Origin of the sequence: Pseudomonas sp. NBRC 111124 (genome assembly GCF_001320245.1) — a bacterium.
Taxonomy (GTDB): domain Bacteria; phylum Pseudomonadota; class Gammaproteobacteria; order Pseudomonadales; family Pseudomonadaceae; genus Aquipseudomonas.
Genome location: NZ_BCBA01000048.1, coordinates 12,297 through 37,533 on the forward strand (window position 1 = coordinate 12,297; position 25,237 = coordinate 37,533).

At 63.0% G+C, this 25,237-nt stretch carries 21 protein-coding genes; 6 read left to right on the top strand and 15 right to left on the bottom strand.

The features are described 5' to 3' along the window. Positions 1–40: 40 nt before the first annotated feature. The 3 genes from trpC to APH28_RS19250 are packed head-to-tail and all read right to left on the bottom strand — an operon-like array spanning position 41 to position 2,523. Positions 41–874 (bottom strand): indole-3-glycerol phosphate synthase TrpC, encoded by an 834-nt coding sequence (trpC, locus tag APH28_RS19240; protein WP_060512117.1) that lies wholly within the window; start codon positions 872–874, stop codon positions 41–43. After that, positions 871–1,920, bottom strand: a complete 1,050-nt coding sequence (gene trpD, locus APH28_RS19245; protein WP_060512118.1) for an anthranilate phosphoribosyltransferase — start codon at positions 1,918–1,920, stop codon at positions 871–873. Before trpD ends, trpC begins: the two co-directional genes overlap by 4 nt. A gap of 9 nt (positions 1,921–1,929) precedes the next feature. Further along, entirely contained in the window at positions 1,930–2,523 is a 594-nt protein-coding gene (locus tag APH28_RS19250) for an aminodeoxychorismate/anthranilate synthase component II (protein ID WP_060512119.1), read from the bottom strand. Between the two features lie 375 nt (positions 2,524–2,898). Between APH28_RS19250 and estP the strand changes: the two genes are divergently transcribed. Next, a complete protein-coding gene (gene estP / locus APH28_RS19255; RefSeq protein ID WP_060512120.1) occupies positions 2,899–4,779 on the top strand; it encodes an esterase EstP in 1,881 nt (626 codons plus the stop codon). A gap of 117 nt (positions 4,780–4,896) precedes the next feature. Here the strand turns inward: estP and trpE are convergent, their stop codons facing one another. The 9 genes from trpE to APH28_RS19300 form a co-directional block, all read right to left on the bottom strand. Further along, positions 4,897–6,378 (bottom strand): anthranilate synthase component I, encoded by a 1,482-nt coding sequence (trpE, locus tag APH28_RS19260; RefSeq protein WP_060512121.1) that lies wholly within the window; start codon positions 6,376–6,378, stop codon positions 4,897–4,899. 70 nt (positions 6,379–6,448) lie between these two features. Further along, positions 6,449–7,267, bottom strand: a complete 819-nt coding sequence (locus APH28_RS19265; RefSeq protein WP_060512122.1) for a phosphoglycolate phosphatase — start codon at positions 7,265–7,267, stop codon at positions 6,449–6,451. After that, positions 7,264–7,938, bottom strand: coding sequence for a ribulose-phosphate 3-epimerase (rpe, locus tag APH28_RS19270; RefSeq protein ID WP_060512123.1), 675 nt, complete (start codon positions 7,936–7,938; stop codon positions 7,264–7,266). The genes APH28_RS19265 and rpe overlap by 4 nt, the downstream gene beginning before the upstream one ends. A 93-nt stretch (positions 7,939–8,031) precedes the next feature. After that, on the bottom strand, positions 8,032–8,859 hold the full coding sequence (locus tag APH28_RS19275; RefSeq protein ID WP_060512124.1) for an ABC transporter permease: 828 nt from the start codon (positions 8,857–8,859) through the stop codon (positions 8,032–8,034). A gap of 11 nt (positions 8,860–8,870) precedes the next feature. Beyond that, a complete protein-coding gene (locus APH28_RS19280; RefSeq protein WP_060512125.1) occupies positions 8,871–10,118 on the bottom strand; it encodes an ABC transporter permease in 1,248 nt (415 codons plus the stop codon). Positions 10,119–10,178: 60 nt separating this feature from the next. Then, a complete protein-coding gene (locus APH28_RS19285) occupies positions 10,179–11,213 on the bottom strand; it encodes an ABC transporter substrate-binding protein (RefSeq protein WP_060512126.1) in 1,035 nt (344 codons plus the stop codon). Between the two features lie 40 nt (positions 11,214–11,253). Then, entirely contained in the window at positions 11,254–12,378 is a 1,125-nt protein-coding gene (locus APH28_RS19290) for an ABC transporter ATP-binding protein (protein ID WP_060512127.1), read from the bottom strand. A gap of 140 nt (positions 12,379–12,518) precedes the next feature. Continuing rightward, entirely contained in the window at positions 12,519–13,148 is a 630-nt protein-coding gene (locus APH28_RS19295; protein WP_060512128.1) for a response regulator transcription factor, read from the bottom strand. A 10-nt stretch (positions 13,149–13,158) separates the two neighbouring features. Continuing rightward, on the bottom strand, positions 13,159–15,552 hold the full coding sequence (locus APH28_RS19300; protein ID WP_060512201.1) for a PAS domain S-box protein: 2,394 nt from the start codon (positions 15,550–15,552) through the stop codon (positions 13,159–13,161). A gap of 95 nt (positions 15,553–15,647) precedes the next feature. On the opposite strand from APH28_RS19300, the gene APH28_RS19305 reads away from it, so the two are divergent. After that, positions 15,648–16,646 (top strand): alpha/beta hydrolase family protein, encoded by a 999-nt coding sequence (locus APH28_RS19305; RefSeq protein ID WP_060512129.1) that lies wholly within the window; start codon positions 15,648–15,650, stop codon positions 16,644–16,646. A gap of 32 nt (positions 16,647–16,678) precedes the next feature. Here the strand turns inward: APH28_RS19305 and APH28_RS19310 are convergent, their stop codons facing one another. The 3 genes from APH28_RS19310 to APH28_RS19320 are packed head-to-tail and all read right to left on the bottom strand — an operon-like array spanning position 16,679 to position 19,132. After that, positions 16,679–17,443 (bottom strand): TerB family tellurite resistance protein, encoded by a 765-nt coding sequence (locus APH28_RS19310; protein ID WP_060512130.1) that lies wholly within the window; start codon positions 17,441–17,443, stop codon positions 16,679–16,681. A gap of 1 nt (position 17,444) precedes the next feature. After that, complete coding sequence (gene murU / locus APH28_RS19315; RefSeq protein ID WP_060512131.1) at positions 17,445–18,116, bottom strand: N-acetylmuramate alpha-1-phosphate uridylyltransferase MurU; 672 nt, start codon at positions 18,114–18,116, stop codon at positions 17,445–17,447. Next, a complete protein-coding gene (locus APH28_RS19320; protein ID WP_060512132.1) occupies positions 18,113–19,132 on the bottom strand; it encodes an aminoglycoside phosphotransferase family protein in 1,020 nt (339 codons plus the stop codon). Before APH28_RS19320 ends, murU begins: the two co-directional genes overlap by 4 nt. A 130-nt stretch (positions 19,133–19,262) precedes the next feature. Here APH28_RS19320 and APH28_RS19325 point away from each other — a divergent pair, with 130 nt between their 5' ends. Genes APH28_RS19325 through rsmA form a run of 4 tightly spaced genes read left to right on the top strand, consistent with a single transcriptional unit; the run spans position 19,263 to position 25,183 of the window. Beyond that, positions 19,263–22,100, top strand: coding sequence for an LPS-assembly protein LptD (locus tag APH28_RS19325; protein WP_060512133.1), 2,838 nt, complete (start codon positions 19,263–19,265; stop codon positions 22,098–22,100). Then, positions 22,081–23,400, top strand: a complete 1,320-nt coding sequence (locus tag APH28_RS19330; protein ID WP_060512134.1) for a peptidylprolyl isomerase — start codon at positions 22,081–22,083, stop codon at positions 23,398–23,400. The genes APH28_RS19325 and APH28_RS19330 overlap by 20 nt, the downstream gene beginning before the upstream one ends. Beyond that, on the top strand, positions 23,397–24,386 hold the full coding sequence (pdxA, locus tag APH28_RS19335; RefSeq protein ID WP_060512135.1) for a 4-hydroxythreonine-4-phosphate dehydrogenase PdxA: 990 nt from the start codon (positions 23,397–23,399) through the stop codon (positions 24,384–24,386). Before APH28_RS19330 ends, pdxA begins: the two co-directional genes overlap by 4 nt. Continuing rightward, positions 24,383–25,183 (top strand): 16S rRNA (adenine(1518)-N(6)/adenine(1519)-N(6))-dimethyltransferase RsmA, encoded by an 801-nt coding sequence (rsmA, locus tag APH28_RS19340; protein ID WP_060512136.1) that lies wholly within the window; start codon positions 24,383–24,385, stop codon positions 25,181–25,183. Before pdxA ends, rsmA begins: the two co-directional genes overlap by 4 nt. The last annotated feature ends 54 nt before the right edge of the window (positions 25,184–25,237 follow it).

Genomic DNA, 25,237 nt, shown 5'->3' on the forward strand with positions numbered 1-25,237 from the left:
GACATACAAAAAAGCCGGCATAACGCCGGCTTCGTTTCGATCAGTCCAGAGGCTGAACAGTCTTCTTCACCTGATCCGGGAAGAACAACCGCTGCAGTTCCAGCCCCGGCTGCGGCGCGCGCATGAATGCCTCACCGACCAGGAACGAGTAAACCTCGTTGATCTCCATCAGTTCGACATCGGCGCGGTTGAGAATACCGCTCTCGGTGATTGCCAGGCGGTCACGTGGAATGCGCGGCAGCAGGTCGAGGGTGGTTTCCAGGCTGACCTCGAAGGTGTGCAGGTTACGGTTGTTCACCCCCACCAGCGGCGTATCGAGCGTCTTCAGCGCGCGCTCCAGCTCATCCCCGTCATGCACTTCGACCAGCACGTCGAGGCCGACTTCTTTGGCCACCGAAGCCAGTTCGGCCATCTTCACATCATCCAGCGCCGACACGATCAACAGCACGCAGTCAGCGCCCAGGGCGCGAGCCTCGACGATCTGGTAGGGGTCGACCATGAAGTCCTTGCGGATCACCGGCAGCGAAACAGCGGCGCGGGCCTGTTGCAGGTACGCGTCTGCACCCTGGAAGTAATCCACATCGGTCAGCACCGACAGGCAAGTTGCCCCGCCCTTCTCGTAGCTGACGGCAATATCAGCCGGCACGAAGTCCTCGCGGATTACACCTTTGCTCGGCGAAGCCTTCTTGATTTCAGCGATCACCGCCGACTGCTTGCGCTTGGCCTGCTCGATCAGCGCATTGGCAAAACCACGCGGGGCATCGGCCGCCTTGGCCAGGCGCTCCAGTTCGGCAAGACTGACACGTGCGCTGCGCTCGGCCACTTCCTGGAACTTGCGGGCGATGATCCTTTCCAGCACCGTCGGCACACTCATGCTTCGTTCTCCACCTTGAATACTGCAGTAAAGGCGCCCAGTTCCTGCAGCTTCTCCCAGGCAAGGCCCGTGTGCAGCACGTCGTGAGCCAGTTCAACACCGGACTTGAGGCTCATCGCATGGTCAGCGGCATACAGTGCCGCGCCAGCATTGAGCACGATCATTTCGGCGGCCTTCTGGCCGTTTTCAGTCTTGCGCCGACCCAGGGCATCGCGGATCAGCTCTAGCGACGCTTGTGGGTTTTCGACCGCCAAACCGTGCAAGCTCTGGCTCTTCATGCCCAAGTCTTCCGGCTCGACCCAATATTCGCTGATCTGGTCGTTCTTCAGCTCGGCAACGAAGGTTGGTGCAGCCAGGCTGAACTCGTCCAGGCCATCCTTGGAGTGAACCACCAGCACGTGCTTGCTGCCCAGGCGCTGCAGCACTTCGGCCAGCGGACGGCAAAGCGCCTGGCTGAACACACCCACCACCTGGTGTTTCACTCCAGCCGGATTCGTAAGCGGGCCGAGCATGTTGAACAGGGTACGCAGCCCTAGGTCGCGACGCGGGCCTGCAGCATGCTTCATAGCCGCATGATGGCTCTGCGCGAACATGAAACCAATGCCCAGGCTGTCGATGCAGCGGGCGACCTGCACGGGCGTCAGGTTCAAGTAGATGCCGGCGGCTTCCAGCAAGTCGGCACTGCCGCTTTTGCCAGATACCGCGCGGTTGCCGTGCTTGGCCACGGTGCAGCCGGCAGCGGCGAGCACGAACGATGACGCGGTAGACACGTTGAAGATGTTGGCGCCATCACCACCGGTGCCGACGATGTCGACCACGCCCTCCAGGCTTTTCAGCTCGACCTTGTCTGCCAGCTCGCGCATCACCGAGACCGCACCGACGATCTCGTCGATGCTCTCGCTCTTCATGCGCATGCCCATCAGGAAAGCGCCGATCTGCGCTTCGCTGCACTGCCCCGTCATGATCTGGCGCATCACGTCGCGCATTTCTTCGGTGCTGAGGTCCAGGTGGCCGACGATCCGGCTCAATGCATTCTTGATGTCCATGATCGTTCCTTAACGGCGGCCGCCGGTCTGCTTGAGGAAATTGGCGAACAGCTCGTGGCCCTGCTCGGTGAGGATGGATTCGGGGTGGAACTGCACCCCTTCGATGTTCAAGGTCTTGTGACGCAGGCCCATGATCTCGTCGACCGAACCGTCTTCATGGGCAGTCCAAGCGGTGACTTCCAGGCAATCCGGCAGGGTTTCACGCTTGACCACCAGGGAGTGGTAGCGGGTCACCGTGAGCGGGTTGTTGAGCGAGGTGAACACGCCAAGGTCACGGTGGTGCACCGGGCTGGTCTTGCCGTGCATGACCTGACGGGCGCGCACCACATCACCACCAAAGGCTTGGCCAATGGACTGGTGGCCCAGGCATACACCCAGGATCGGCAGCTTGCCAGCAAAATGCAGGATCGCCTCGATGGACACGCCCGCTTCGCTCGGCGTGCACGGGCCTGGGGAAACAACGATGCGCTCGGGGTTGAGGGCTTCGATCTCGGCAATAGTCATTTCATCGTTGCGAATGACCTTGACCTCGGCACCCAGCTCGCCAAGGTACTGAACAACGTTGTAAGTGAATGAGTCGTAATTGTCGATCATCAGTAACATCGGGCTAAACCTCTTGAATCTACTGACTTCAAAAAACGAACCTTCCTACACCAGCCACAGACACGGCTTTGCCACGAAGGGCGGTCGCTAAACGGACAGGAAGGCAAACGGGGACGGGCCGGGCGGGCCGGCAAGAGATAAAGTCAGGCGCGCCAACGCCAACGGGCGTGGGCCTTGATAACGCGCATCAAGAGTTTGCTGACGATCAACACAAGATAAGTCTCGCTCATACTTGCACGCACAGTAGCCTACCGGGGCGGCGGGCGCAATATGCCCGTAAACACGGGGAAACGAATGGACTTGGGAGCGATGCACAGCGATTTGCTAAGGTCGAGTGGGTTGTGCTCATAAAAACAATGAAAAGGATATTCAACGATGCGAAAAGCACCCTTGATACGCTTTACCCTGGCCACACTGGCCTTGGCCTGCAGTCAGGCTTTCGCGGCCCCATCGCCCTATTCCACTTTGATCGTGTTTGGCGACAGCCTCAGCGATGCTGGGCAGTTTGGCGGCGCGCGCTTCACCAACCGCGACGCCAATGGCAACTATGCCCCGGTGTCGCCGATGATTCTTGGCGGGCGATTAGGCGTAAGTCCGACAGAACTGGCCCCCTCCACGTCCCCCGTCAACCCGGCGCTGGGGATTGCCGATGGCAACAATTGGGCGGTAGGCGGCTACACCACCCAGCAGATTCTGGATTCGATCACCGGCACATCCGAGACGGTCATCCCGCCAGGTCGCCCCGGTGCCGGACAAGTTCTGCGTGAAAAGCCCGGCTATCTGGCCAACGGCCTGCGTGCCGATCCCAACGCACTGTACTACCTGACCGGTGGCGGCAACGATTTCCTGCAAGGTCTGGTGAACAGCCCGGCCGATGCCATAGCTGCCGGTGGCCGCCTGGCCGCCAGTGCCCAGGCTCTGCAGCAAGGCGGAGCCCGCTACATCATGGTCTGGCTGCTGCCCGACCTAGGACAAACCCCGAACTTCAGCGGCACACCACAGCAAAACCCACTGTCGCTGCTGTCCGGTGCATTCAACCAGTCACTGCTCAGCCAACTGCGGCAAATTGATGCCGAAATCATACCCCTGAACATTCCCGTGCTACTGAGTGAGGCTTTGGCCAGTCCCGGTCAGTTTGGCCTGGCCGCCGACCAGAATCTGGTGGGCACCTGCTATAGCGGCGAAGGGTGCGTTGAAAACCCGATATATGGCATCAACGGCATAGCGCCAGATCCGACCAAACTGCTGTTCAACGACTCGGTACACCCGACCATTGCCGGTCAACAACTGATCGCTGATTACGCCTACTCGATCATTTCCGCCCCTTGGGAGCTGACCCTGTTGCCAGAAATGGCCCACGCCAGCCTGCGCGCGCATCAGGACGAACTGCGAAATCAGTGGCAGACACCCTGGCAAGCGGTCGGCCAATGGCAAGCCTTCGTCAGCACTAGCGCCCAGAATCTGGACTTCGACGACCAACGCAGTGCTGCCAGCGCTGACGGACACGGCTACAACCTGAGTCTGGGCGGCAGTTACCGGCTAAACGACGCCTGGCGCCTGGGTCTTGCCGGTGGCGTGTACCGGCAAAAGCTGGAAGCCGGTGAACAGGACTCGGACTATAAACTCGACAGCTACCTGGCCAGTGCGTTCGCCCAGTTCCGTCAGGACCGTTGGTGGGCCGATGCGGCGCTGAGCGCCGGCCATCTGGATTACCACGACCTCAAGCGCACCTTCGCACTGGGCATCAACGACCGCAGTGAAAAAGGCAACACCGATGGCGAGGCCTGGGCCGTGACCACACGACTGGGCTACAACCTGGCAGCCGAGAGCAGCCCCTGGCAACTGGCACCGTTCATCAGTGCCGACTACGCACGGGTGAAGGTCGATGGTTATGACGAGAAGAGCGGGCGTTCGACGGCGCTGGGCTTCGATGACCAGGATCGGACTTCGCGGCGACTGGGCCTCGGGCTGCTAGGTAGCGTGCATGTGGTCCCGAGCACCCGGCTGTTCGCCGAGGTGGCGCAAGAGCATGAGTTCGAGGATGACCAGCAGGATGTGACCCTGCACCTGACGACGTTGCCGGCCAATGATTTCACGTTGACGGGGTATACGCCGCACAGTGATCTGACTCGGGCGAGCCTGGGCGTGAGCCATGAGCTGGTGGCGGGGGTGCATCTGCGCGGGAACTACAACTGGCGCAAGAGTGATGAGCTGACTCAGCAAGGCGTAAGCCTTGGAGTCTCCGTCGACTTCTAAATTGCTGGGGCCGCTTTGCGGCCCTTTCGCGACACAAGGCCGCTCCTACAAAAGATCGCGATTCCCTGTAGGAGCGGCCTTGTGTCGCGAATGGGCTGCAAAGCAGCCCCAATCGATTTACTTGGCAGAAGTCTGCTCAGCCAGCGCCACAGCACGGAACATCGCCCGGCGCTTGTTGATGGTCTCTTCCCACTCCAGTGCCGGTACCGAGTCGGCGACAATGCCGCCACCGGCCTGCACATGCAGCTCGCCGTCCTTGATCACTGCGGTACGGATGGCAATCGCGGTGTCCATGTTGCCGTTCCAGGCAAAGTAACCGACCGCACCACCGTAGACGCCGCGCTTGACCGGCTCGAGCTCATCAATGATCTCCATGGCGCGAATCTTCGGCGCACCCGACAAGGTACCTGCCGGCAGGATTGCCCGCAGCGCATCCATTGCGGTCAGGCCTTCACGCAGTTGGCCAGTCACGTTGGACACGATGTGCATGACGTTCGAGTAGCGCTCGATCACCATTTTCTCGGTCAGGCGCACGCTGCCCGTAGCCGAGACCCGACCCACGTCGTTGCGGCCCAGGTCGATCAGCATCAGGTGCTCGGCAATCTCTTTGTCGTCCGACAGCAGGTCGTCTTCCAGTGCCCGGTCGGCTTCCTCGGTGGCGCCACGCGGGCGGGTACCGGCAATCGGCCGCACGGTGACCAGGTTGTCTTCCACCCGCACCAGCACTTCCGGCGAGCTGCCGACCACATGGAAGTCGCCGAAGTTGAAGAAGTACATGTATGGCGTCGGGTTGAAGCAGCGCAGCGCTCGGTACAGGTCGATGGGTGCAGACTTGAAGTCGATCGACATGCGCTGCGACGGCACCACCTGCATGCAATCGCCGGCCAGGATGTATTCCTTGATGCGGCCCACCGCGTTTTCGTAATCGTCACGGGTGTAGCTGGAGCGGAACTCCGGCTCGGCAGCCATCGGCCCGCTCAGGTCCAGGCCACGACGTGGGGTGATCGGCTGGCGCAGTTTTTCCAGCAAACCCTGCAACTGTGCCTGGCCCTGTTCAAACGCATGTTCTTCGGCCGGGTCGACCAGCACGATGGCGTGCATCTTGCCCGCCAGGTTGTCGAACACCACCACAGCATCAGAGACCATCAGCAGGATATCCGGCACGCCCAGCGGGTCGGGGTTCGGGCTCGCGCCCAGGCGCTTCTCGACATAGCGCACACAGTCATAGCCGAAGTAGCCAACCAGGCCACCGTTGAAACGCGGCAGGCCAGGGATGTCGGCGACCTTGTAACGGTCCTTGAAGCTTTCGACGAAGGCCAGCGGATCCTCGACGTCGTGGCTTTCCACCTCGACGCCGTCCTGCAGAATGCTCACGTGGTAGCCATGCACACGCATCACGGTGCGCGACGGCAGGCCGATCATCGAATAACGGCCCCACTTTTCACCGCCCTGCACGGACTCGAGCAGGTAGGAGTTGGGTTGGTCAGCCAGTTTCAGGTAGATCGACAGCGGCGTGTCGAAGTCGGCCAGGGTTTCACAGGCCAAAGGGATGCGGTTGTAGCCGGTAGCGGCCAGGCGCAGGAATTCTTCGCGGGTCATGGGTAGCCTCGTGGCAAGCAGCAATAGGGTCGGGCAAGCGGACGGGCCGGCAGGCGCCGGCGGGCAGGAGTCAGGCGCGCCAGCGCCAACGGGCCAGGGCCTTGATGACTTTCATCCAGAATTTGCCAGTGACCGCCACGGTGGACTCTCTGTCTTGGGAGGCTTGAAGATCCGCCAACGTTATCCCAGTGGCCGGGTCTGCGCAACCAGGCAGCAGTGCGCGCAGGTCGTCGACCACCAGGCTTGGGGATTCTTCGGTGATCGGCCGGCCATGGTTGTAGCCGTAGGTCAGCCCCACGCATTGCACCCCGGCCGCCTTGGCCGCCAGCACATCGCTGCGCGAATCGCCGACGAACAGCGACTGCTGCGGGCTGACACCGGCCATCTGCATGACGAACAACAGCGCCGCCGGGTCGGGCTTCTTCTGCGGCAAGGTATCGCCGCCGATGATCCAGCGGAAATAGCGGCCGATCTTCATCTGGTCCAGCAGCGGCGCGACGAAACGCTCGGGCTTGTTGGTGATCAGCGCCATCTCCACCCCCTGCTTCTGCAGCCAGCGCAGGGTGTCCTTCACACCGGGGTAGAGCACCGTAAGCTCATGGCTTTCGGCATAGGCGTCCATGAACAGCGCCAGGCCCTTTTCGGCCAGTGCATCGTCCACGCCATCGTGCTCGATGCCACCGGCCAGGGCGCGGCGCACCAGCACCTGGGCACCATTGCCGACCCAGTAGCGTACCGCCTCCAGGCCAGCGGGTGGGCGCCCCAGTTCGAGCAGCATGCGGTCCACGGCGGCAGCCAGGTCCGGTACCGAGTCGATCAGGGTACCGTCCAGATCGAACATCACCAGCCTGGGCAGCGTCCCCGGGAACAGCTGCTCGAAGCCACTCATGGGCGGGCCTGGGCCAGTTCGGCGCGCATCTTGTCGATGACGGCCTTGTAGTCCGGGGCGTTGAAGATCGCCGAGCCGGCCACGAAGGTGTCGGCGCCAGCGGCGGCGATTTCGCGAATGTTGTTGACGTTGACGCCACCATCGATCTCCAGGCGGATGTCGCGGCCGCTGGCGTCGATCAGTGCACGGGCTTCACGCAGCTTGTCGAGGGTGCCGGGGATGAACTTCTGGCCGCCGAAGCCTGGGTTGACGCTCATCAGCAGAACCATGTCGACCTTGTCCATCACGTACTTCAGCGTATCCAGGCTGGTGGCCGGGTTGAACACCAGGCCGGCCTTGCAGCCGCCGTCCTTGATCAGCTGCAGCGAACGGTCGATGTGCTGCGAGGCTTCCGGGTGGAAGGTGATATAGGTGGCGCCAGCCTCGATGAAGTCGCCGATGATGCGGTCAACCGGGCTGACCATCAGGTGCACGTCGATCGGCGCGGTCACGCCGTACTTGCGCAGCGCGGTGCAGACCATTGGGCCGATGGTCAGGTTGGGTACGTAGTGGTTGTCCATGACATCGAAGTGGACGATGTCGGCACCCGCCGCCAGAACCTTGTCGACGTCCTCGCCCAGACGGGCGAAATCGGCAGAGAGAATGGAGGGGGCAATAGCGTAGGGCTGCATGGCGCACCTGTTGGCAGAATCACGGTGGCGCGCATTGTAACTCAGGGAAACCGATCGGGGCTGATTGGTATCAACCCCGATTACACCGTTGCATCAGGCCGGTTGTTGAGTACGCAGTTTCTCGCTGCGCCCACGCAACCACTCCAGGGTCAGCAACAAGACCACCGAGAATGCGATCAGCAAGGTCGCCGCCGCCGCGATGGTCGGGCTGAGGTTCTCGCGGATGCCGCTGAACATCTGCCGCGGCAGGGTCGCTTGCTCTGGCCCGGCAAGGAACAGCGTCACCACCACTTCATCGAACGACGTGGCAAAGGCAAACAGCGCCCCTGAGATCACCCCAGGGGCAATCAGCGGCAAGGTCACCCGACGGAAGGTTAGCAACGGCGAGGCGCCCAAGCTGGCCGCCGCACGTACCAGGTTGTAGTTGAAACCCTGTAGGGTCGCCGACACGGTGATGATGACGAACGGCACACCCAGCACCGCGTGCACCAGGATCAGCGAGATGAAGCTATTGCCCAGGCCCAGCGGGGCGAAGAACAGGTAGCTGGCCACGCCGATGATCACCACCGGCACTACCATCGGCGAGATCACCAGCGCCATCACCAGTGACTTGCCGGGGAAATCGCCACGGGTCAGGCCGATCGAGGCCAACGTGCCAAAGACCATCGCCAGCACGGTGGCCGCCGGTGCCACGATGATGCTGTTGCGTAGCGCCCGCATCCACTCCGCCGAGGCGAAGAAGTCGTGGTACCACTGCAACGAAAAGCCCTGCAGCGGGTAAACCAGGAAGCTGCCACTGTTGAAAGACAGCGGCACGATCACCAGGATCGGCAGCACCAGGAACAACAGGATCAGGCCACAAAGGGTGCGCAGGGTGTAGAACCACACCCGTTCCACGGGCGACATGTAGGGGCTCAGCATCTCAAGGCTCCTCAGCTCAGGCGCAGGCGGCTGGCGCCAACCAGCCAGCTATAAATCAGGTACAGCAGCACGGTCGCCAGCAGCAACAGCCCGCCCAGGGCGGTGGCCATGCCCCAGTTGATGCTGGTGTTGGTGTAGAAGGCGACGAAGTAGCTGACCATCTGGTCGTTCGGGCTGCCGAGCAGCGCCGGGGTGATGTAGTAGCCGATGGCGAGGATGAACACCAGCAGGCAACCGGCGCCTACGCCTGCGTAGGTCTGCGGGAAGTACACCCGCCAGAAGCTGGCGAATGGGTGGCAGCCCAGCGAAATGGCCGCACGCATGTAGCTCGGCGAGATGCCCTTCATCACGCTGTACAGCGGCAGGATCATGAACGGCAGCAGAATGTGCACCATCGAGATGTATACACCGGTGCGGTTGAACACCAGTTCCAGCGGCTGGTCGATGATGCCCATCGCCATCAACGCGCTGTTGATCAGGCCGCCCGACTGCAGCAGCACGATCCACGCCGCCACCCGCACCAGGATCGAGGTCCAGAACGGCAGCAGCACCAGAATCATCAGCAGGTTGCTCTGCCGGGTCGGCAGGTTGGCCAGCAGGTAGGCCAGCGGATAGGCCAGTACCAGGCAAATGGCGGTGATCACCACACCCATCCACAGGGTGCGGGCAAAGATATCCAGGTAGATGGCCTGATCGGGCGTGGCCTTGGCCAGCTCGCCGAGGTCATCGATACGGTGGTCGAGCGAAGCCAGCAGGTAGAACGAGGTCACCGAACTGGTGTTGCGGCGGATCGCCTGCCAATAAGCCGGGTCGCCCCAACGCTCGTCGAGCGCCTGCAAGGCATCTTTATAAGAGGCCGGCTCGGCCTTGAACGGCAGCGCCCGTGCAGTCTTGGCCAGCAGGCTGCGGTAGCCGGCCAGCTCCATGTTCAGGCGTTTGGAGAGGTCGCCCAGGGTCTGGTTCTTGCGCGATTCGGCCAGGTCCTGGCTCAACGCCTTGTAGACGTCTTCGCCGGGCAGGCTCTTGCCGTCCCACAGGCTGATCATCTCGACCGTGCGCGGCAGGCCGCCGACCACTTCCGGGTTGCCGACGCTCTTGTACAGCAGCGCCGCGATCGGCACCAGGAACACCAGCAGAAGAAACAGCGCCAGCGGCGCGATCAACGCCTGCGCCTTCCAGCGGTTGACCCGCTCGGCATGCTTGAGGCGCTGCTTGAGGCTTGGACCTGCGCCTTCGTTGAGGGGCACTGCAATGGCCATGGCGAACTCCGCGATACAGGCTGAAATAGGGGCTGCTGCGCAGCCCCGCTTCCTGGGTTGTTACTTCTTCGCCGCCCAGGCGTTGAAGCGTTGCTCCAGCTGTTCGCTGTTATCGGCCCAGAAGGCCACGTCGATCTGCACCTGGTTGGCAATGTTCTCAGGCGCGGTCGGCATGTCTTTCTTCACCGCATCGGCCAGCAGTGGTACGGCCTTGGAGTTGGCCGGGCCGTAGGCGATGTTCTCGGAGTAGGTTTTCTGCTGCTCCGGCTGCACGGTGTAGGCGATGAACTTCTTCGCCTCTTCCACATCCTTGGCACCTTTCGGGATTGCCCAGGCGTCGAAGTCGTAGATGCCGCCGTTCCACACCACCTTCAGGTTGCTCTCTTTCTGCACGGCGGCGATGCGGCCGTTGTAGGCCGAGCTCATGACCACATCACCCGAGGCCAGGTACTGTGGCGGCTGGGCGCCGGCTTCCCACCACTGGATGCTCGGCTTGAGTTCGTCGAGCTTCTTGAAGGCGCGGTCCACGCCTTCCTTGGTGCCCAGCACCTGATACACGTCCTTCGGCGCCACGCCATCGGCCATCAGGGCGAACTCGAGGGTGTACTTGGCGCCCTTGCGCAGGCCGCGCTTGCCCGGGAATTTCTGCGTGTCCCAGAAGTCGGCCCAGCTGGTGGGTGCGGTCTTGAGCTTGTCGGCGTTGTAGGCCAGCACCGTCGACCAGACGAAGAAGCCCACACCGCATGGCTGGATGGCGCCCTTCACATAATCGGCCTCGTTGCCGAACAGCGCCGGGTCGAGCTCTTCGAACATGCCTTCGTCGCAACCACGGGCCAGCTCTGGCGACTCTACTTCCACCAGGTTCCACGACACGCTCTTGGTGTCGACCATGGCTTTGACCTTGGCCATTTCGCCGTTGTATTCGCCGGCGACGATCTTGCCCTTGCCAGCCTTTTCCCACGGTTCATAGAACGCCTTGACCTGGGCCGCCTTGTTGGCACCGCCGAAGGAGACCACGGTCAGGTCCGCCGCCATGCTCTGGCCAGCGGCGCAAAGACCAAGGGCCAGGGCGGTCAGTTTCAACTGCTTGCGCATTATTATTCTCTCCACAGTACAGGGTTGGTGAAGCAATCCATCAGTGGGCTTCGGCAATCGGATCGAGCGCGCGGGCGTGCTCCACCTCCCAGCCCAGCGGTACCACATCGCCCACGGCCAGCGCCGGGTCGAGCTCGGCGATCGGCTGCTTCACGAAGAAGTCGGCCTTGCCGCAGACTTCCAGGCGCACCCGTACGTGGTCGCCCAGGTAGATGAACTCGGCCACACGGCCGGAGAAACGATTGACGCAGCTTTCGCTGTGGCCGTTGAGGCGCACGCGCTCGGGGCGGACCGACAGGGTCACCGGCTCGCCGGCCTGGCCGACGTTCACCGCCAGTGCCTCGACCCGCTCGCCACGGGCCAGTTGCACCTGGCAGCGCTTGCCATCGCTGGCCAGCAGGGTGCCGTTGATGCGGTTGTTCTCGCCGATGAAGTTGGCGACGAAGGTGTTGCAAGGTTCTTCGTAGAGGGTGCGCGGGTCGGCGATCTGCTGGATCTCGCCCTGATGGAACACCGCCACGCGGTCAGACATGGTCAGCGCCTCGCCCTGGTCGTGGGTCACGTAGACCACGGTCACGCCCAGGCGCTGATGAATGTGCTTGATCTCCATCTGCATGTGTTCGCGCAGCTGCTTGTCGAGGGCGCCCAGCGGTTCGTCCATCAACACCAGCTGAGGTTCGAACACCAACGCCCGGGCCAGGGCCACACGCTGCTGCTGGCCACCGGAAAGTTGGCCGGGGTAGCGCTTGGCGAAGGCATCGAGCTGGACCATGTTCAGCACCCGCTTGACCCGCTCGCTGATGTCGGTCTTGCTCAGGCCGCGCACGGTCAGCGGGAAGGCCAGGTTCTCGGAAACGGTCATGTGCGGGAACAGGGCGTAGTTCTGGAACACCATGCCGATGTCGCGCTTGTGCGGCGGCACGTTGTTGATCGAGCGCCCGGCTAGCTGGATCTCACCCGCGGTGGGTGTTTCGAAACCGGCCAGCATCATCAGGCTGGTGGTCTTGCCCGAGCCGGAGGGGCCGAGCAGGGTGAGGAATTCACCCTTGCGAATATCCAGGTTGAGGTTTTTGACGATCAGCGATTCGCCGTCGTAGCTCTTCTGCACACCACGGAAGCTGACCAGCGTCTCGCTGGTGGCAGCGTTCGAATTCGCCTCGCTCATGCCTGCACCTTCTTGTTGGAATGACTGCGTAGGCAAAAGAGTAGAAGAGCCGCAAGCGCCCGGAAATCGGCGGTGCTGAGAGAATGCCATCATCCGCGTGGACGTTTTGCTGTAGGGCAATCCCTACAAGGATGTCGCAATCAGACCAGTTTGTGCTCCATGGCGTACTTCACCAGCTCCGCCAGCGAATTGACCTTGAGCTTCTGCATCAGCCTGGCCTTGTGAGTGCTGATGGTCTTGCTCGACAGCGCCAGCTGCTGGGCGATGTCGTTGACATTAGCGCCTTGGGCCAGCCGCTCGAATACCGAAAATTCGCGCTCGGAGAGCAGCGTGTGCAGCGGCCGGGTTTCGGTCAGCCCCACCTCGAAGACCATGCGGTCCGCCAGCGCCGGGTCGATGTAACGCCCGCCGCTCGCCACCCGGCGAATGGCTGTCAGCAGCAGGGCCGGGTCGCTGTCCTTGGTCGCATAACCGGCGGCGCCAGCCTTCAGTGCGCGGGCGGCCATTTGTGCCTCATCATGCATCGACAACATCAGGATCGCCGGGGCATCGTGCAGCGCGCGGATACGCGGGATCGCCTCCAGGCCATTCACCCCCGGCATGGAGATATCCAGCAACACCACCTCGCAAGGTGTGTGGCGCAAGGTTTCGAGCAGCTGCTCGCCATTCCCGGCCTCCCCTACCACCTGCATGTCCTTGGCCAGGCCGATCAACTGCTTGATGCCTTCCCGGACAATGGTGTGGTCTTCGGCCACCAGCACTCGAATCACGCTCGCTCTCCTACTCCAAGGGAATGGCCACGCTCAGGCTGGTGCCCTCGCCGGGTTCACTGTCCAACGCCATGCTGCCACCGAGCATCAGCACCCTCTCACGCACGCCGACCAGGCCGAACGAGGTGGGCCTGGGCTGGTCCCGGCAAAAACCCGTGCCATCGTCGCTCACGGTCATGCGCAGCTGCCCGTTTTCACGCACCAGTTCGATCTCCACGCTGTGCGCCTGGGCATGGCGCATGACGTTGGTCAGCGCCTCTTGCAGGATGCGGAACAGGCCGGTGGCCTTGGCATCGCTCAATGCTGGCAGATTATCCGGTACCTGTACCAGACAGGGTATCTGCGTGCGTGCTTCGAAGCGCCGCGCCTGCCATTCGATGGCCGAGGCGATGCCGGCGTCGAGGATCGGCGGGCGCAGCGCCGTGGCGACGTCGCGTACCAACTGGAACAGCTGGGCGATCAGGCGCTTCATGCTGCCCAGGCGCTCGTGCAACCCTGGGTCGAGTTCGGCGAAAGCCAGCTCGCACATCGACACTTCCAGCTTGAGCACGGTCAGCATCTGCCCCAGCTCATCATGCACTTCACGGGCGATGCGGGCCTTTTCTTCTTCGCGCACGCTTTCCAGGTGCGCCGACAGCTCGCGCAACTGTTCCTGAGACTGGGCCAGGGCCAGGGCCAGCTCGGCGCGCTTGCCTTGGGTGATGTCCCATACGATGCCGTCCCAGGCAACCCGGCCATTGGGCAAACGGCGGGCACTGGCCTTGATGTCGGCCCAGCGCTGCTCGCCTTCGCGGGTGAGAATGCGACCTTGCCACGACCAGTCCTGATCGCTGGCAATGGCCAGGTCCTGTACCTGGTGATAGTTCGCCCGGTCGTCTGGATGAACGAGATTGCGCAGCCCCATCAACGGATGCTGGATCTGCGCGGGCGTGTAGCCGACCAGCGCCTCGCTGCCCTCGCTGATGTAGGGGAACTCCGGTTCACCCTCGGCAGGTGCGGGTTCAAGGCGGAACACCAGGCCCGGCACGTTGCCAGCGATGCCCTTGAGCCGCGCCTCGCTTTCGCGCAAGGCTGCCAGGGCGCGGTGGCGCTCGGTGACATCGGCGAGATACACCACTAGGTATTCGGCATCACGAAAGCGCAAGAAACTGAGCGACAACTCCACCGGCAACAAACTGCCATCGGCACGCCGGCACTGGGTTTCGAAGCGCCGGGCCCCACCCTCGCCGGCACGGGCCCCTTTCCAGAGTTCGAGCCAGCGATCCATGGTCAAGTTTGGCTCGAAATCGATCAGCGGGCGCTCCAGCAGCCCGGCCTCGGCATAGCCGAGCATGGCCTCCACCGCATGGTTGGCGTAGCGCACATGGCTGTCCCAGTTGACCCAGAGAATGCCCACGGTGCTCTGGTCGATGGCGAACTGGCTCAGGCGCAGCGCCTCTTCGCGCCCCTGCCGTTCGCTCAGGCTCTCACGCGTTGCCAACAGGCTGCGTTCCAGTTGGCGCTGCTGCCGACGCTGCCACATCAACGTAGCCACTGCGCACAGCAGCAACATGCCGAACAGCAAGGCCAGGTTCTGCCAAAAGCCAGGCGACTCGCTCAAGCGCGGGTACTTGGGCTGCAACCAACGCTGGTGGAGTTGCTCCAGCTCCTTGGCCGGCATGGCTTGCAGCCCGCGCTCCAGCACATCGGCAAGCACCGGCCAATCGCGTCGCGAGCCTACCCGCAGCAGCTGCGGCAAGCCGATATCTCCCACCACCACCAGCTCGGCGAACTCGCTTTCCCGTGACAACCGACTCAGCTGTGCCTCATCGAGCACGGCATAACTGGCCTGGCCGCCGACCACCAGTTGCAGAGCTTCGCGCTCGCTGGGCACGCCCTGCAGGTTGAGGCCGCTGTAATTGGCACGCAGGTAGTCGGCCAGGACGCTGGGCATGCGCACCGCGACACGGGTTTCGGCATCGAGTTTTTCCAGCTCCACAGCCATCGCCCCGGTGCGCGGCCCCACCACCAGTTGTGGCACGCGCATGTAAGGGTCGCTGAACAACCAAAGGCGCAGGCTGGCCGGAGTTTGCGTCAGGCCCGGGGCAAAATCGATCTCACCGGCCTGCAAGGCATGCTCAAGGCTGGCTTGGTCGGCAAAGTTGCGCCAGGTCAGGTCCAGGCCCAGCGCCTGCCCCAGCCAGTTCACCAACTCGACGTTGGCGCCGTAAAATTGTTGCAGACGGCGGTCGAACTGCGCGTAAGGCGCCTGCAGTACCAGGCCGACACGCAAGCTGCGGTGGTTATCGAGCCATTGCTGCTGGGCAGGCCCGAGGGTCACCGTTGGCGGCACTTCGGGCCGTGCCAGGGCGATCAAGGGCAGGCACAACCAGCCGATAACCAACAGGCGACGCAATCGCTTCATCTTCACGCTCGTCTTGGCAAGGGCGGCCATGCAGCATGGCCGTCACGGGCAAATACTATTAGGCTGCCGGTATCATTCTGGCCTTGGGTTGATTCATGTCCACACTTTATCGCACGACGCTGGCAATGTGCTGCCTGGCCTCACTCCTACCACTCGGCGCCCTGGCCGCTGATGCTGCAAAGCCGGACGCTGCAGCCGAGGCGCCCGCCGCCCCGGCTCCGCGCCCGCCCCTGCTGGAGCGCAGCCAGGCAGATGCTCAGGCACTGGAACGCCTGGCACCAAAAGCCGAACAACAGACCCTGCAGGCCGGAGCCGACAGCTTCCTGGCCCTGTGGAAGCCGGCCAACGACAGTGATCCGAAGGGTGCCGTGATCATCGTCCCGGGTGCTGGCGAGAATGCCGACTGGCCCGACGCTGTCGGCCCGCTGCGGCGCAAGTTCCCGGATATCGGCTGGCACAGCCTGAGCGTGAGCCTGCCCGACCTGCTCGCCGACGCCCCGCAGGCTCGGGTCGAGGCCAAGCCAGCGGCCGTGCCCGAGAAGAAAGCGGGCGAAAGCGCCCCGGCCAAGGACACCCCGGCCGACGCCAACGCCAACGTCGCCCAGGCCACCGCCGCCGACGCCGACGCCGCAGAAAGCACCGACGCCGAGCAAGCCAGCGAACAGAACGACGTGGCCGATGCCGAACGCATCTTCGCCCGCCTGGATGCCGCCGTGGCCTATGCCCAGCAGCACAACTCGCGCAGCATCGTGCTGATCGGCCATGGCAGCGGCGCCTATTGGGCCGCGCGCTACCTGAGCGAGAAGCAACCGCCGCAGGTGCAAAAACTGGTGATGGTTGCCGCACAGACGCCGGCCCGGGTCGAGCACGACCTGGAAAGCCTGACGCCTACCCTCAAAGTGCCGACGGCCGACCTTTACTACGCCACCCGTACTGGCGACCGCAATGCCGCGGCGCAACGCTTGCAGGCCAGCAAGCGGCAGAAGGACAGCCAGTACAAGCAGCTGTCGCTGATTGCCATGCCGGCCAACAAGGATGGCGAGCAGGAGCAACTGTTCCGCAGGGTTCGGGGCTGGATGAGCCCGCAACAGTAGTGCAGATGGTCAGGGGCGCTTAGCGCCCCCTCCTAGAATCCGCGCCGCTTGCGAACGATGGCATAGGCTTGGTGCAGCTCGCGGGTCCGCTCGGTCGCCTCGCGGACTTGCGCCTCGCTTGCTCCGCTGCCCGCCAGCTTGTCTGGATGATGCTTGCTGACCAGGCGCCGGTAAGCCTGCTTGACCTGGTCGCCTTCGGTGTCGTCCTCGACGCCCAGCAAGCGCAGCGCTGCCGCATAGTTCATCACGCCGCCCGAGACCGGCGCCTTGCGTGGCTCGTACTCCAGCGACATTGCCTGCACCTGACGCCGGCTCAGGCCCAGCTTGTGCCCCCACTCCAGCAGCAGTTCGCGCTCGTGCCGCCCGGCCTTGCCGTCGGCCCAGGCCATGCGCCAGCAGGCGCGCAAGGTGCCCTCGGCGGCATGTGGCTGCAGCCGGATGCGGCGCAGGTGGCCAGTGAGCCTGTCTTTGCCGGCCTTGCCGCGGTTGAACGCAGCTATCGCCCGCAAACGCGCATCCTCAGCCATGTCCAGACGGACCATTTCCTGGCGCGCCTGCTGGATGTGCTGCTCGGCCACACGGCCGTCACTCTTGGCCAACCGCCCAAGCAGCACGAACAGCAGCTCGTCGTCCTGCAGGGACGGGCGACCGCCCAGCCGCTCGCGCATATCATCCCAGCCCTGCAAGCGGATGCGCCGGTCCATCGCCTGGCCCAGCAAGGCACCGAGCAACGCTCCGGGGATACTGGCGACCGCAAAGCCTGCGCCCAACCCGATTACCGTGCCTGGCCACCACATATCAGGCGCGCTCGCCGATCAAGCGCTCGGCCTCGGCCAGGCGTTCGTGGGTGCCGACATCCACCCATTGGCCAGGGTGGTACTCGCCACTCACCTGGCCTGACGCCATCGCCTGGCGCAGCAGCGGTGCCAGCTTGAAGGCGCCCGCCTGGCAACCTTCGAACAAAGCCGGGTGCAACACCGAGAGGCCGCTGAAGGTGAGCGTGCCAGGGGCATCATCACCATCAACCACCCGCTCGCCATTCAGACGGAAGTCGCCGCGCCCGTGATGGCCTGGGTTGTCGACCAGCACCAGATGCGCCAGCCCGTGCAGCGGCACACGCAGGCGGGCAAGGTCATAGTCGGTCCAGACATCGCCGTTGATCAGGGCGAACGGCTCGTTCCCCAGCAATGGCAAGGCCTTGAAGATTCCGCCGCCGGTCTCCAGCGGCTCACCTTCGGCCGAGTAGCGAATGTGCAGGCCGAACCGGCTGCCATCGCCAAGATGGTCTTCGATCTGCTGGCCAAGCCAGGCGTGGTTGATCACCACCTCGGTAAACCCGGCCGCCGCCAGGGCGCGCAGGTGATACTCGATCAGTGGCTGACCTGCGACTGGCACCAGCGGTTTGGGGGTATGCAGGGTCAGCGGGCGCATGCGCTCACCTTTACCTGCTGCAAGAATCATCGCCTTCATGCACGCGCTCCGGCTTGCAACTCGGCGATCAGCTGGCCCAGTTCGGCAAGCTCCGGGCGACGGCTGACCACTTCATCTATATAGGCGAAGAATCGCGGGACGTCGGCCAGATAACGTGGTTTTCCGTCACGATGGCAAATTCGCGCGAAGATACCGATCACCTTGAGGTGACGCTGCACCCCCATCAGGTCGCTGGCGCGCTGGAAATCGTCAAATAGTGGCTGGACCGGAATACCAGCGGCTTTTGCTTGGTCCCAGTAGCTTCGCAGCCAGCCTTCGACCTGCGCCTGTGGCCAGCTGAGGAATGCATCCTTGAACAGACAGGTGATGTCGTAGGTGACCGGGCCGTAGACCGCGTCCTGAAAGTCCAGCACGCCCGGGTTCGGGCTGCTCTGCATCAGGTTGCGCGGCATGTAGTCGCGGTGCACCAGCACCTTGGGCTGTGCCAAGGCACTGTCGATCAGCAATTGGCTGATACGCTGCCAGCTGGTCTTCTGCGCGTCGCTGAAGGTCAGGCCAAGCTCACGGCCTACGTACCATTCCGGGAACAGCTCGACTTCACGGCGCAGCAGGGCGTCGTCGTAGCTGGGCAACGGCGCGTCCATCGGCAGGCGCTGGAAGGCAAGCAGCGCGTCGATGGCATCGGCGAACAGGCCATCGGCGTTATCGGCCTGAATGATGTCCAGGTATGTCTGGTGGCCCAGATCACCCAACAGCAGGAAGCCGCGCGCCAGGTCCTGCGCATGAATGTGCGGCACATGCACGCCGGCACTGGCCAGCAGGTGGGCAATGTCGACGAATGGTCGGCAGTTTTCCTGAGGCGGTGGTGCATCCATGATCACGAAACTGTGGCCTGCGCCCTGCCAGCGGAAGTAACGGCGGAAGCTGGCATCGCTGCTGGCGGCGGTCAGGTTGCCCTCGGGCACCTCGCCCCAGGCGTTGTCGCGGAAAAGTTGTTTGAGCTGCTCATGGAGCCAGACAGTCAGTTGTTGCAGGCGTACATCGTGTTCAGGCATTACAAGGGTCTCCGACGGCCCTAGCCGTCAAGCGGGTCATGCTTTATTATCCAGCATCTTTTTCAGACCATCGAGAGGCGTGCGGCCCCACACGCGGGCAGATGGCACGCAGGAAGCCCGGACTAATAAGATGGCATTGAAATCCCCCGCGTTTCGTAGAAAGTTTCCGTTGCTGGTAACCGGCGGTCTGCTGGCCATGCAACCTCTGGCCACCTCCTATGTAGTGGCTGCCGAGCAGTTCGACTGCCAAGTGTCCGCCTCCGGTGGTTGGGACTGCAAGCCCAAGACCCCAGCCAACAACCTGCCCCCGCGCCCGGTGCATGAAGGGGCCGCGCTTACTTCCGGCACCGAAGCCGAGCCGGCCGAGGCCCAAAGCGCCGACAAGCCGATGCTGGTCACCGAGGCCAAAGGCCGTGGCCTGAAGTCGCGTAGCGAAGACTACAGCCACCTTGACTGGGTTCCACGCGAGAAGCTCACTGCCGCCCAGCTGGCCGAAACCGGCCCGTACTGCGGTGGCGCGTACATCGAGCCTACCCGCCCAGGCATGGCCGACGCCACGCCGAAGGACGAGTCGCCGACCTACATCAACGCCAAGGTATCCAAGTACCAGCAGGAGCAGCAGATCGCTACCCTCGCCGGTGACGTGGTCATGCGCCAGGGCAGCATGCAGGCCGAAGCCGACGAGGCCAACCTGTATCAGGCCGAGAACCGTGGCGAGCTCAAGGGCAACGTCAAGATCCGCGACAATGGCTCGCTGGTTGTCGGCGACCAGGCGCAGATCCAGCTCGACACCGGCGAAGCCCAGGTCGACAACGCCGAATACGTGATGCACAAGTCGCACATCCGCGGCAACGCCCTGTACGCCAAGCGTGGCGAAAACGCCATCATCCGTCTCAAGGACGGCACGTACACCACCTGCGAACCGGGCAGCAACGCCTGGCAGCTGAAGGGCAACAACATCACCCTGAACCCGGCGACCGGTTTCGGTACCGCGACCAACGTCACCCTGCGGGTCAAAGATTTCCCGGTGCTCTACACACCGTACATCTACTTCCCGATCGACGATCGTCGCCAGTCCGGCTTCCTGCCGCCATCGTTCAGCAGCACCAGCGACACCGGCTTCATGCTGGTCACGCCTTACTACTTCAACCTGGCGCCCAACTATGACGCCACGTTGTACCCGCGCTACATGACCAAGCGCGGCCTGCTGATGGAAGGCGAGTTCCGCTACCTGACCAAGTCCAGCGAAGGGCAGTTCGGCGGCGGCTACCTCAGCGACGAGAGCGACGACCGCAAGCTGCAGACGGATTACAAGAAAGAACGCTGGATGATCAACTGGCAGCACAAAGGTGGCTTGGATGAGCGCCTGATGACTGAAGTTGATTACACCGACATCAGCGATCCGTTCTACTTCCAGGACCTGGAAACCGACCAGATCGGCGTCAAGAGCCGGGACGTGGTCAACCAGCAAGGTGCCCTGACCTGGCGTGGTGACACCTACACCGCCCGCCTGAATGCGCAAGCGTACGAGATGGCGACCCTGTCGCAGATCACCCCGTACGACAAGCTGCCGCAGATTACCCTCAACGGTACCTTGCCATTCCAACCTGGTGGCTTGAACCTCGGCTACGAGACCGAAGCCGTCCGCTTTGATCGTGATCTGAAAAATGATCTTGTATTCGATAAAGACGGAAATCCGGACACCACAGCGGGTTCTGTTCTGGACGCCAATGGGAATGTGATCGGGGGCCGTCGACTCGATGACAACATCTTCGGCGTCGCGCGCGCCAACGGTACCCGCCTGAACGTCGCACCGTCGATCAGCCTGCCGATGAACGCCAGTTATGGCTTCATCACGCCGAAGCTGAAGTACATGTACACCCATTATGATTTAGACCTGGATGGCAAGGGCAAAACTGACGTTGCCAACAGCAACGATGCCACCCGCGACCTGTTCGGCGACTTCAAGAGCAATCAGAACCGCGACATCCCGATTCTCAGCGTAGATAGCGGGCTCTACTTCGACCGCAATACCTCGTTGTTCGGCACCAATTACCGCCAGACCCTTGAACCGCGCATGTACTACCTCTACGTTCCTTACAAGGATCAGGTGGACATCCCGCTGTTCGACACGGGTGAAACACTGTTCAGCTACGACTCGCTGTTCCGCGACAACCGCTTCTCCGGCACCGATCGTATCGGCGACGAGAACAAGCTGTCGCTGGGCGTGACCACCCGCTGGATCGAGGAAAACGGCTTCGAGCGCCAGAACTTCAGCATCGGTCAGGCTTACTACTTCAAGGACCGCAAGGTCCAGCTGCCAGGCATCGACTACCGTACCCGCAAGGACTCGCAGTCGGATGTATCGCCGTACGCGTTGCTGTACAACTACTACTTCAACCGCGACTGGCGCTTCAATTCGGACTTCAACTGGGACCCGGACAGCCGCAGCACCCGTTCGGGCAGCGCGATGTTCCACTACCAGCCTGAAGACAATCCGAACAAGATCGTCAACTTCGGCTATCGCTACCGTAACGACACCATCGCTTACGACTCCACTACCGGTACCTGGAAAGTGGGCGGCGGCGACTATGGCACACCGGGTACCGACACCTTCATCAAGGATTACTACAAGATCCAGCAGCATGACTTCTCGGTCATCTGGCCGATCGTACCGCAATGGAGCGTGATCGCCCGCTGGCAGCATGACTACAACCGCAACCGTACCCTGGAAGCCATGGGCGGTTTCGAATATGACAACTGCTGCTGGAAGCTGCGCCTGATCAACCGTTACTGGATCGACTCTGACGACTTCAGCCAGGCGACACCGCAAAACGAAAAAGGCGACCACGGCATCTTCCTGCAAATCGTCCTGAAAGGCCTCGGCGGCGTAGTGGGCAACAAGGTGGAATCGTTCCTCGACCAAGGCATTCAAGGTTACCGTACACGTGAAGACCAAGCTTATTGATCGACTGCGCCCGGTGTTGCTGGGCGCTGCATTGCTGAGTGGCGCGGTGCATGCCGCGGTACAACCCATCGACCGCGTGGTGGCCATCGTCGACAACGACGTGGTCATGCAGAGCCAACTGGACCAGCGCGTCCACGAGGTACAGCAGACCATCGCCAAGCGCGGCGGCGGCGTACCGTCGACCGGCGCACTGGAGCAGCAGGTACTGGAACGCCTGATCGTCGAGAACCTGCAGCTGCAGATCGGCGAGCGGTCGGGCATTCGCATCACCGACGAAGAGCTGAACCAGGCCATCGGCACCATTGCCCAGCGCAATGGGATGTCGCTGGAGCAGTTCCGTGCTGCCCTCGCCCATGACGGCCTGTCGTTCGACGACGCCCGTGAGCAGGTCAAACGCGAGATGATCATCAGCCGCGTGCGTCAGCGCCGCGTTGCCGAGCGCATCCAGGTTTCCGAGCAGGAAGTAAAGAACTTCCTCGCCTCGGACATGGGCAAGATGCAGATGTCGGAAGAGTATCGCCTGGCCAACATCCTCATCCCGACCCCGGAAGCCGCCAACTCGGACGACATCCAGAAAGCTGCGCGCAAGGTCGGCGAGCTGTACCAGCAACTGCGTCAGGGCGCCGACTTCGGCCAGGTGGCGATTGCCAACTCGGCCAGCGAAAACGCCCTTGAGGGCGGTGAGATGGGCTGGCGTAAAGCTGCCCAGCTGCCACCGGACTTCGCCAAAATGCTCAGCAGCATGGCGGTCGGCGACATCACCCAGCCAATCCGCATCCCCAACGGTTTCATCCTCCTCAAGCTCGAGGAGAAGCGCGGTGGCGGGGAAAACGTGCTGCGTGACGAAGTGCATGTCCGCCACATCCTGATCAAGCCGAGCGAGATCCGCAGCGAGGCCGCTACCAAGCAGCTGGCCGAGCGCCTGTACGAGCGCATCCAGAACGGCGAAGACTTCGGCGAGCTGGCGAAGAGCTTCTCGGAAGACCCGGGCTCCGCGCTCAACGGCGGCGACCTCAACTGGGTCGACCCGAACAGCCTGGTACCCGAGTTCCGCGAGCAGATGGCCAGCGCCCAGCAAGGCGTGGTGACCAAACCGTTCAAGACCCAATACGGCTGGCACGTGCTGGAAGTGCTGGGCCGCCGCGCGACCGACAGCACCGAACAGGCGCGCGAGCAACAGGCCATGAACGTGCTGCGTAACCGCAAGTACGACGAAGAGCTGCAGACCTGGCTGCGCCAGATCCGCGACGAAGCCTACGTTGAAATCAAGCTGCCTGGCGCCGACCAGGCCGCACAGTGAAGCCCCTGCGCTTCGCCGTCACCCCCGGCGAACCAGCCGGCATAGGCCCCGACCTGTGCCTGCTGCTCGCCGCCGACGCCCAACCCCACCCCCTGATTGCCATCACCAGCCGTGACCTGCTCGCCGAGCGGGCCACGCAGCTGGGGCTGGCCGTCAGCCTGCTGCCGGTAATGCCAGGCCAATGGCCCGACCAGCCCGCACCCGCTGGCAGCCTGTACGTGTGGGATACCCCCTTGGCGGCGCCCGTGGTGGCAGGCCAGCTGGACAAAGCCAACGCGTCGTTCGTCCTGGAGACGCTGACCCGTGCCGGCCAAGGTTGCCTTGACGGGCAATTCGCCGGGATGATCACCGCACCGGTGCACAAGGGCGTGATCAACGAAAGCGGTATCGCCTTCTCCGGCCATACCGAGTTCCTTGCCGACCTGACCCACACCGCCCAAGTCGTGATGATGCTGGCCACTCGTGGCTTGCGTGTAGCCTTGGTGACCACGCACCTCCCGCTGCGGGATATTGCCGACGCCATCACTGCCGAGCGCGTGGAACGGGTCACCCGCATCCTGCACGCCGATATGCGCGACAAGTTCGGCATTGCCAACCCGCGCATCCTGGTCTGCGGCCTCAACCCGCATGCCGGGGAAGGCGGCCATCTTGGCCGCGAAGAAATCGACATCATCGAGCCGACGCTGGCCCGCCTGCGCACCGAAGGCATGGACCTGCGCGGCCCGCTGCCGGCCGATACCCTGTTTACCCCCAAATATCTGGAGCACTGCGACGCGGTGCTGGCGATGTACCATGACCAAGGCCTGCCCGTACTCAAGTACAAAGGCTTTGGCGCTGCCGTCAACGTGACCCTGGGCCTGCCGATCATCCGCACATCGGTTGACCATGGCACCGCCCTGGACCTGGCCGGCAGCGGCAAGGTCGACACCGGCAGCCTGCGCGTCGCCCTGGAAACCGCCTACCAGATGGCCGAGAACCGACCATGAACGAGCAATACCAACACCGGGCGCGCAAGCGCTTCGGCCAGAACTTCCTGCACGATGCGGGCATCATCGACCGCATCTTGCGCGCCATCAACGCCAAGCCCGGCGAACACCTGCTGGAAATCGGCCCGGGCCAGGGCGCCCTGACCGAAGGCCTGCTGGGCAGTGGCGCCCAGCTGGACGTGGTGGAGCTGGACAAGGACCTGGTGCCGATCCTGCAGCACAAGTTTGCCGGCCGCGGCAATTTTCGCCTGCATCAAGGCGATGCCCTGAAGTTCGACTTCAACCAGCTGGGCGTACCGCCGCGCAGCCTGAAAGTGGTAGGCAACCTGCCCTACAACATCTCCACCCCGCTGATCTTCCACCTGCTCAGCCACGCCGGGCTGATCCGTGACATGCACTTCATGCTGCAGAAAGAAGTGGTCGAGCGCATGGCAGCCGGCCCAGGCGGTGGTGATTGGGGTCGCCTGTCGATCATGGTGCAGTACCACTGTCGTGTGGAGCACCTGTTCAACGTTGGCCCGGGCGCGTTCAACCCGCCGCCGAAGGTCGACTCGGCGATCGTGCGCCTGGTGCCGCACGAAGTGCTGCCGCACCCAGCCAAGGATGCACGGCTGCTGGAGCACGTCGTGCGCGAAGCGTTCAACCAGCGTCGCAAGACCCTGCGCAACACCATGAAGGGCCTGCTCGACAGCACCGCCATCGAGGCCGCTGGCGTGGATGGCAGCCTGCGCCCTGAGCAGCTGGACCTTGCGGCGTTCGTGCGCCTGGCTGATCAGCTGGCAGACCAGCAAGCCTGATTTCGCCAGTACTGGCCTCCTCGCGGGTAAAGCCGCGAAGAGGCCGGTACAGGC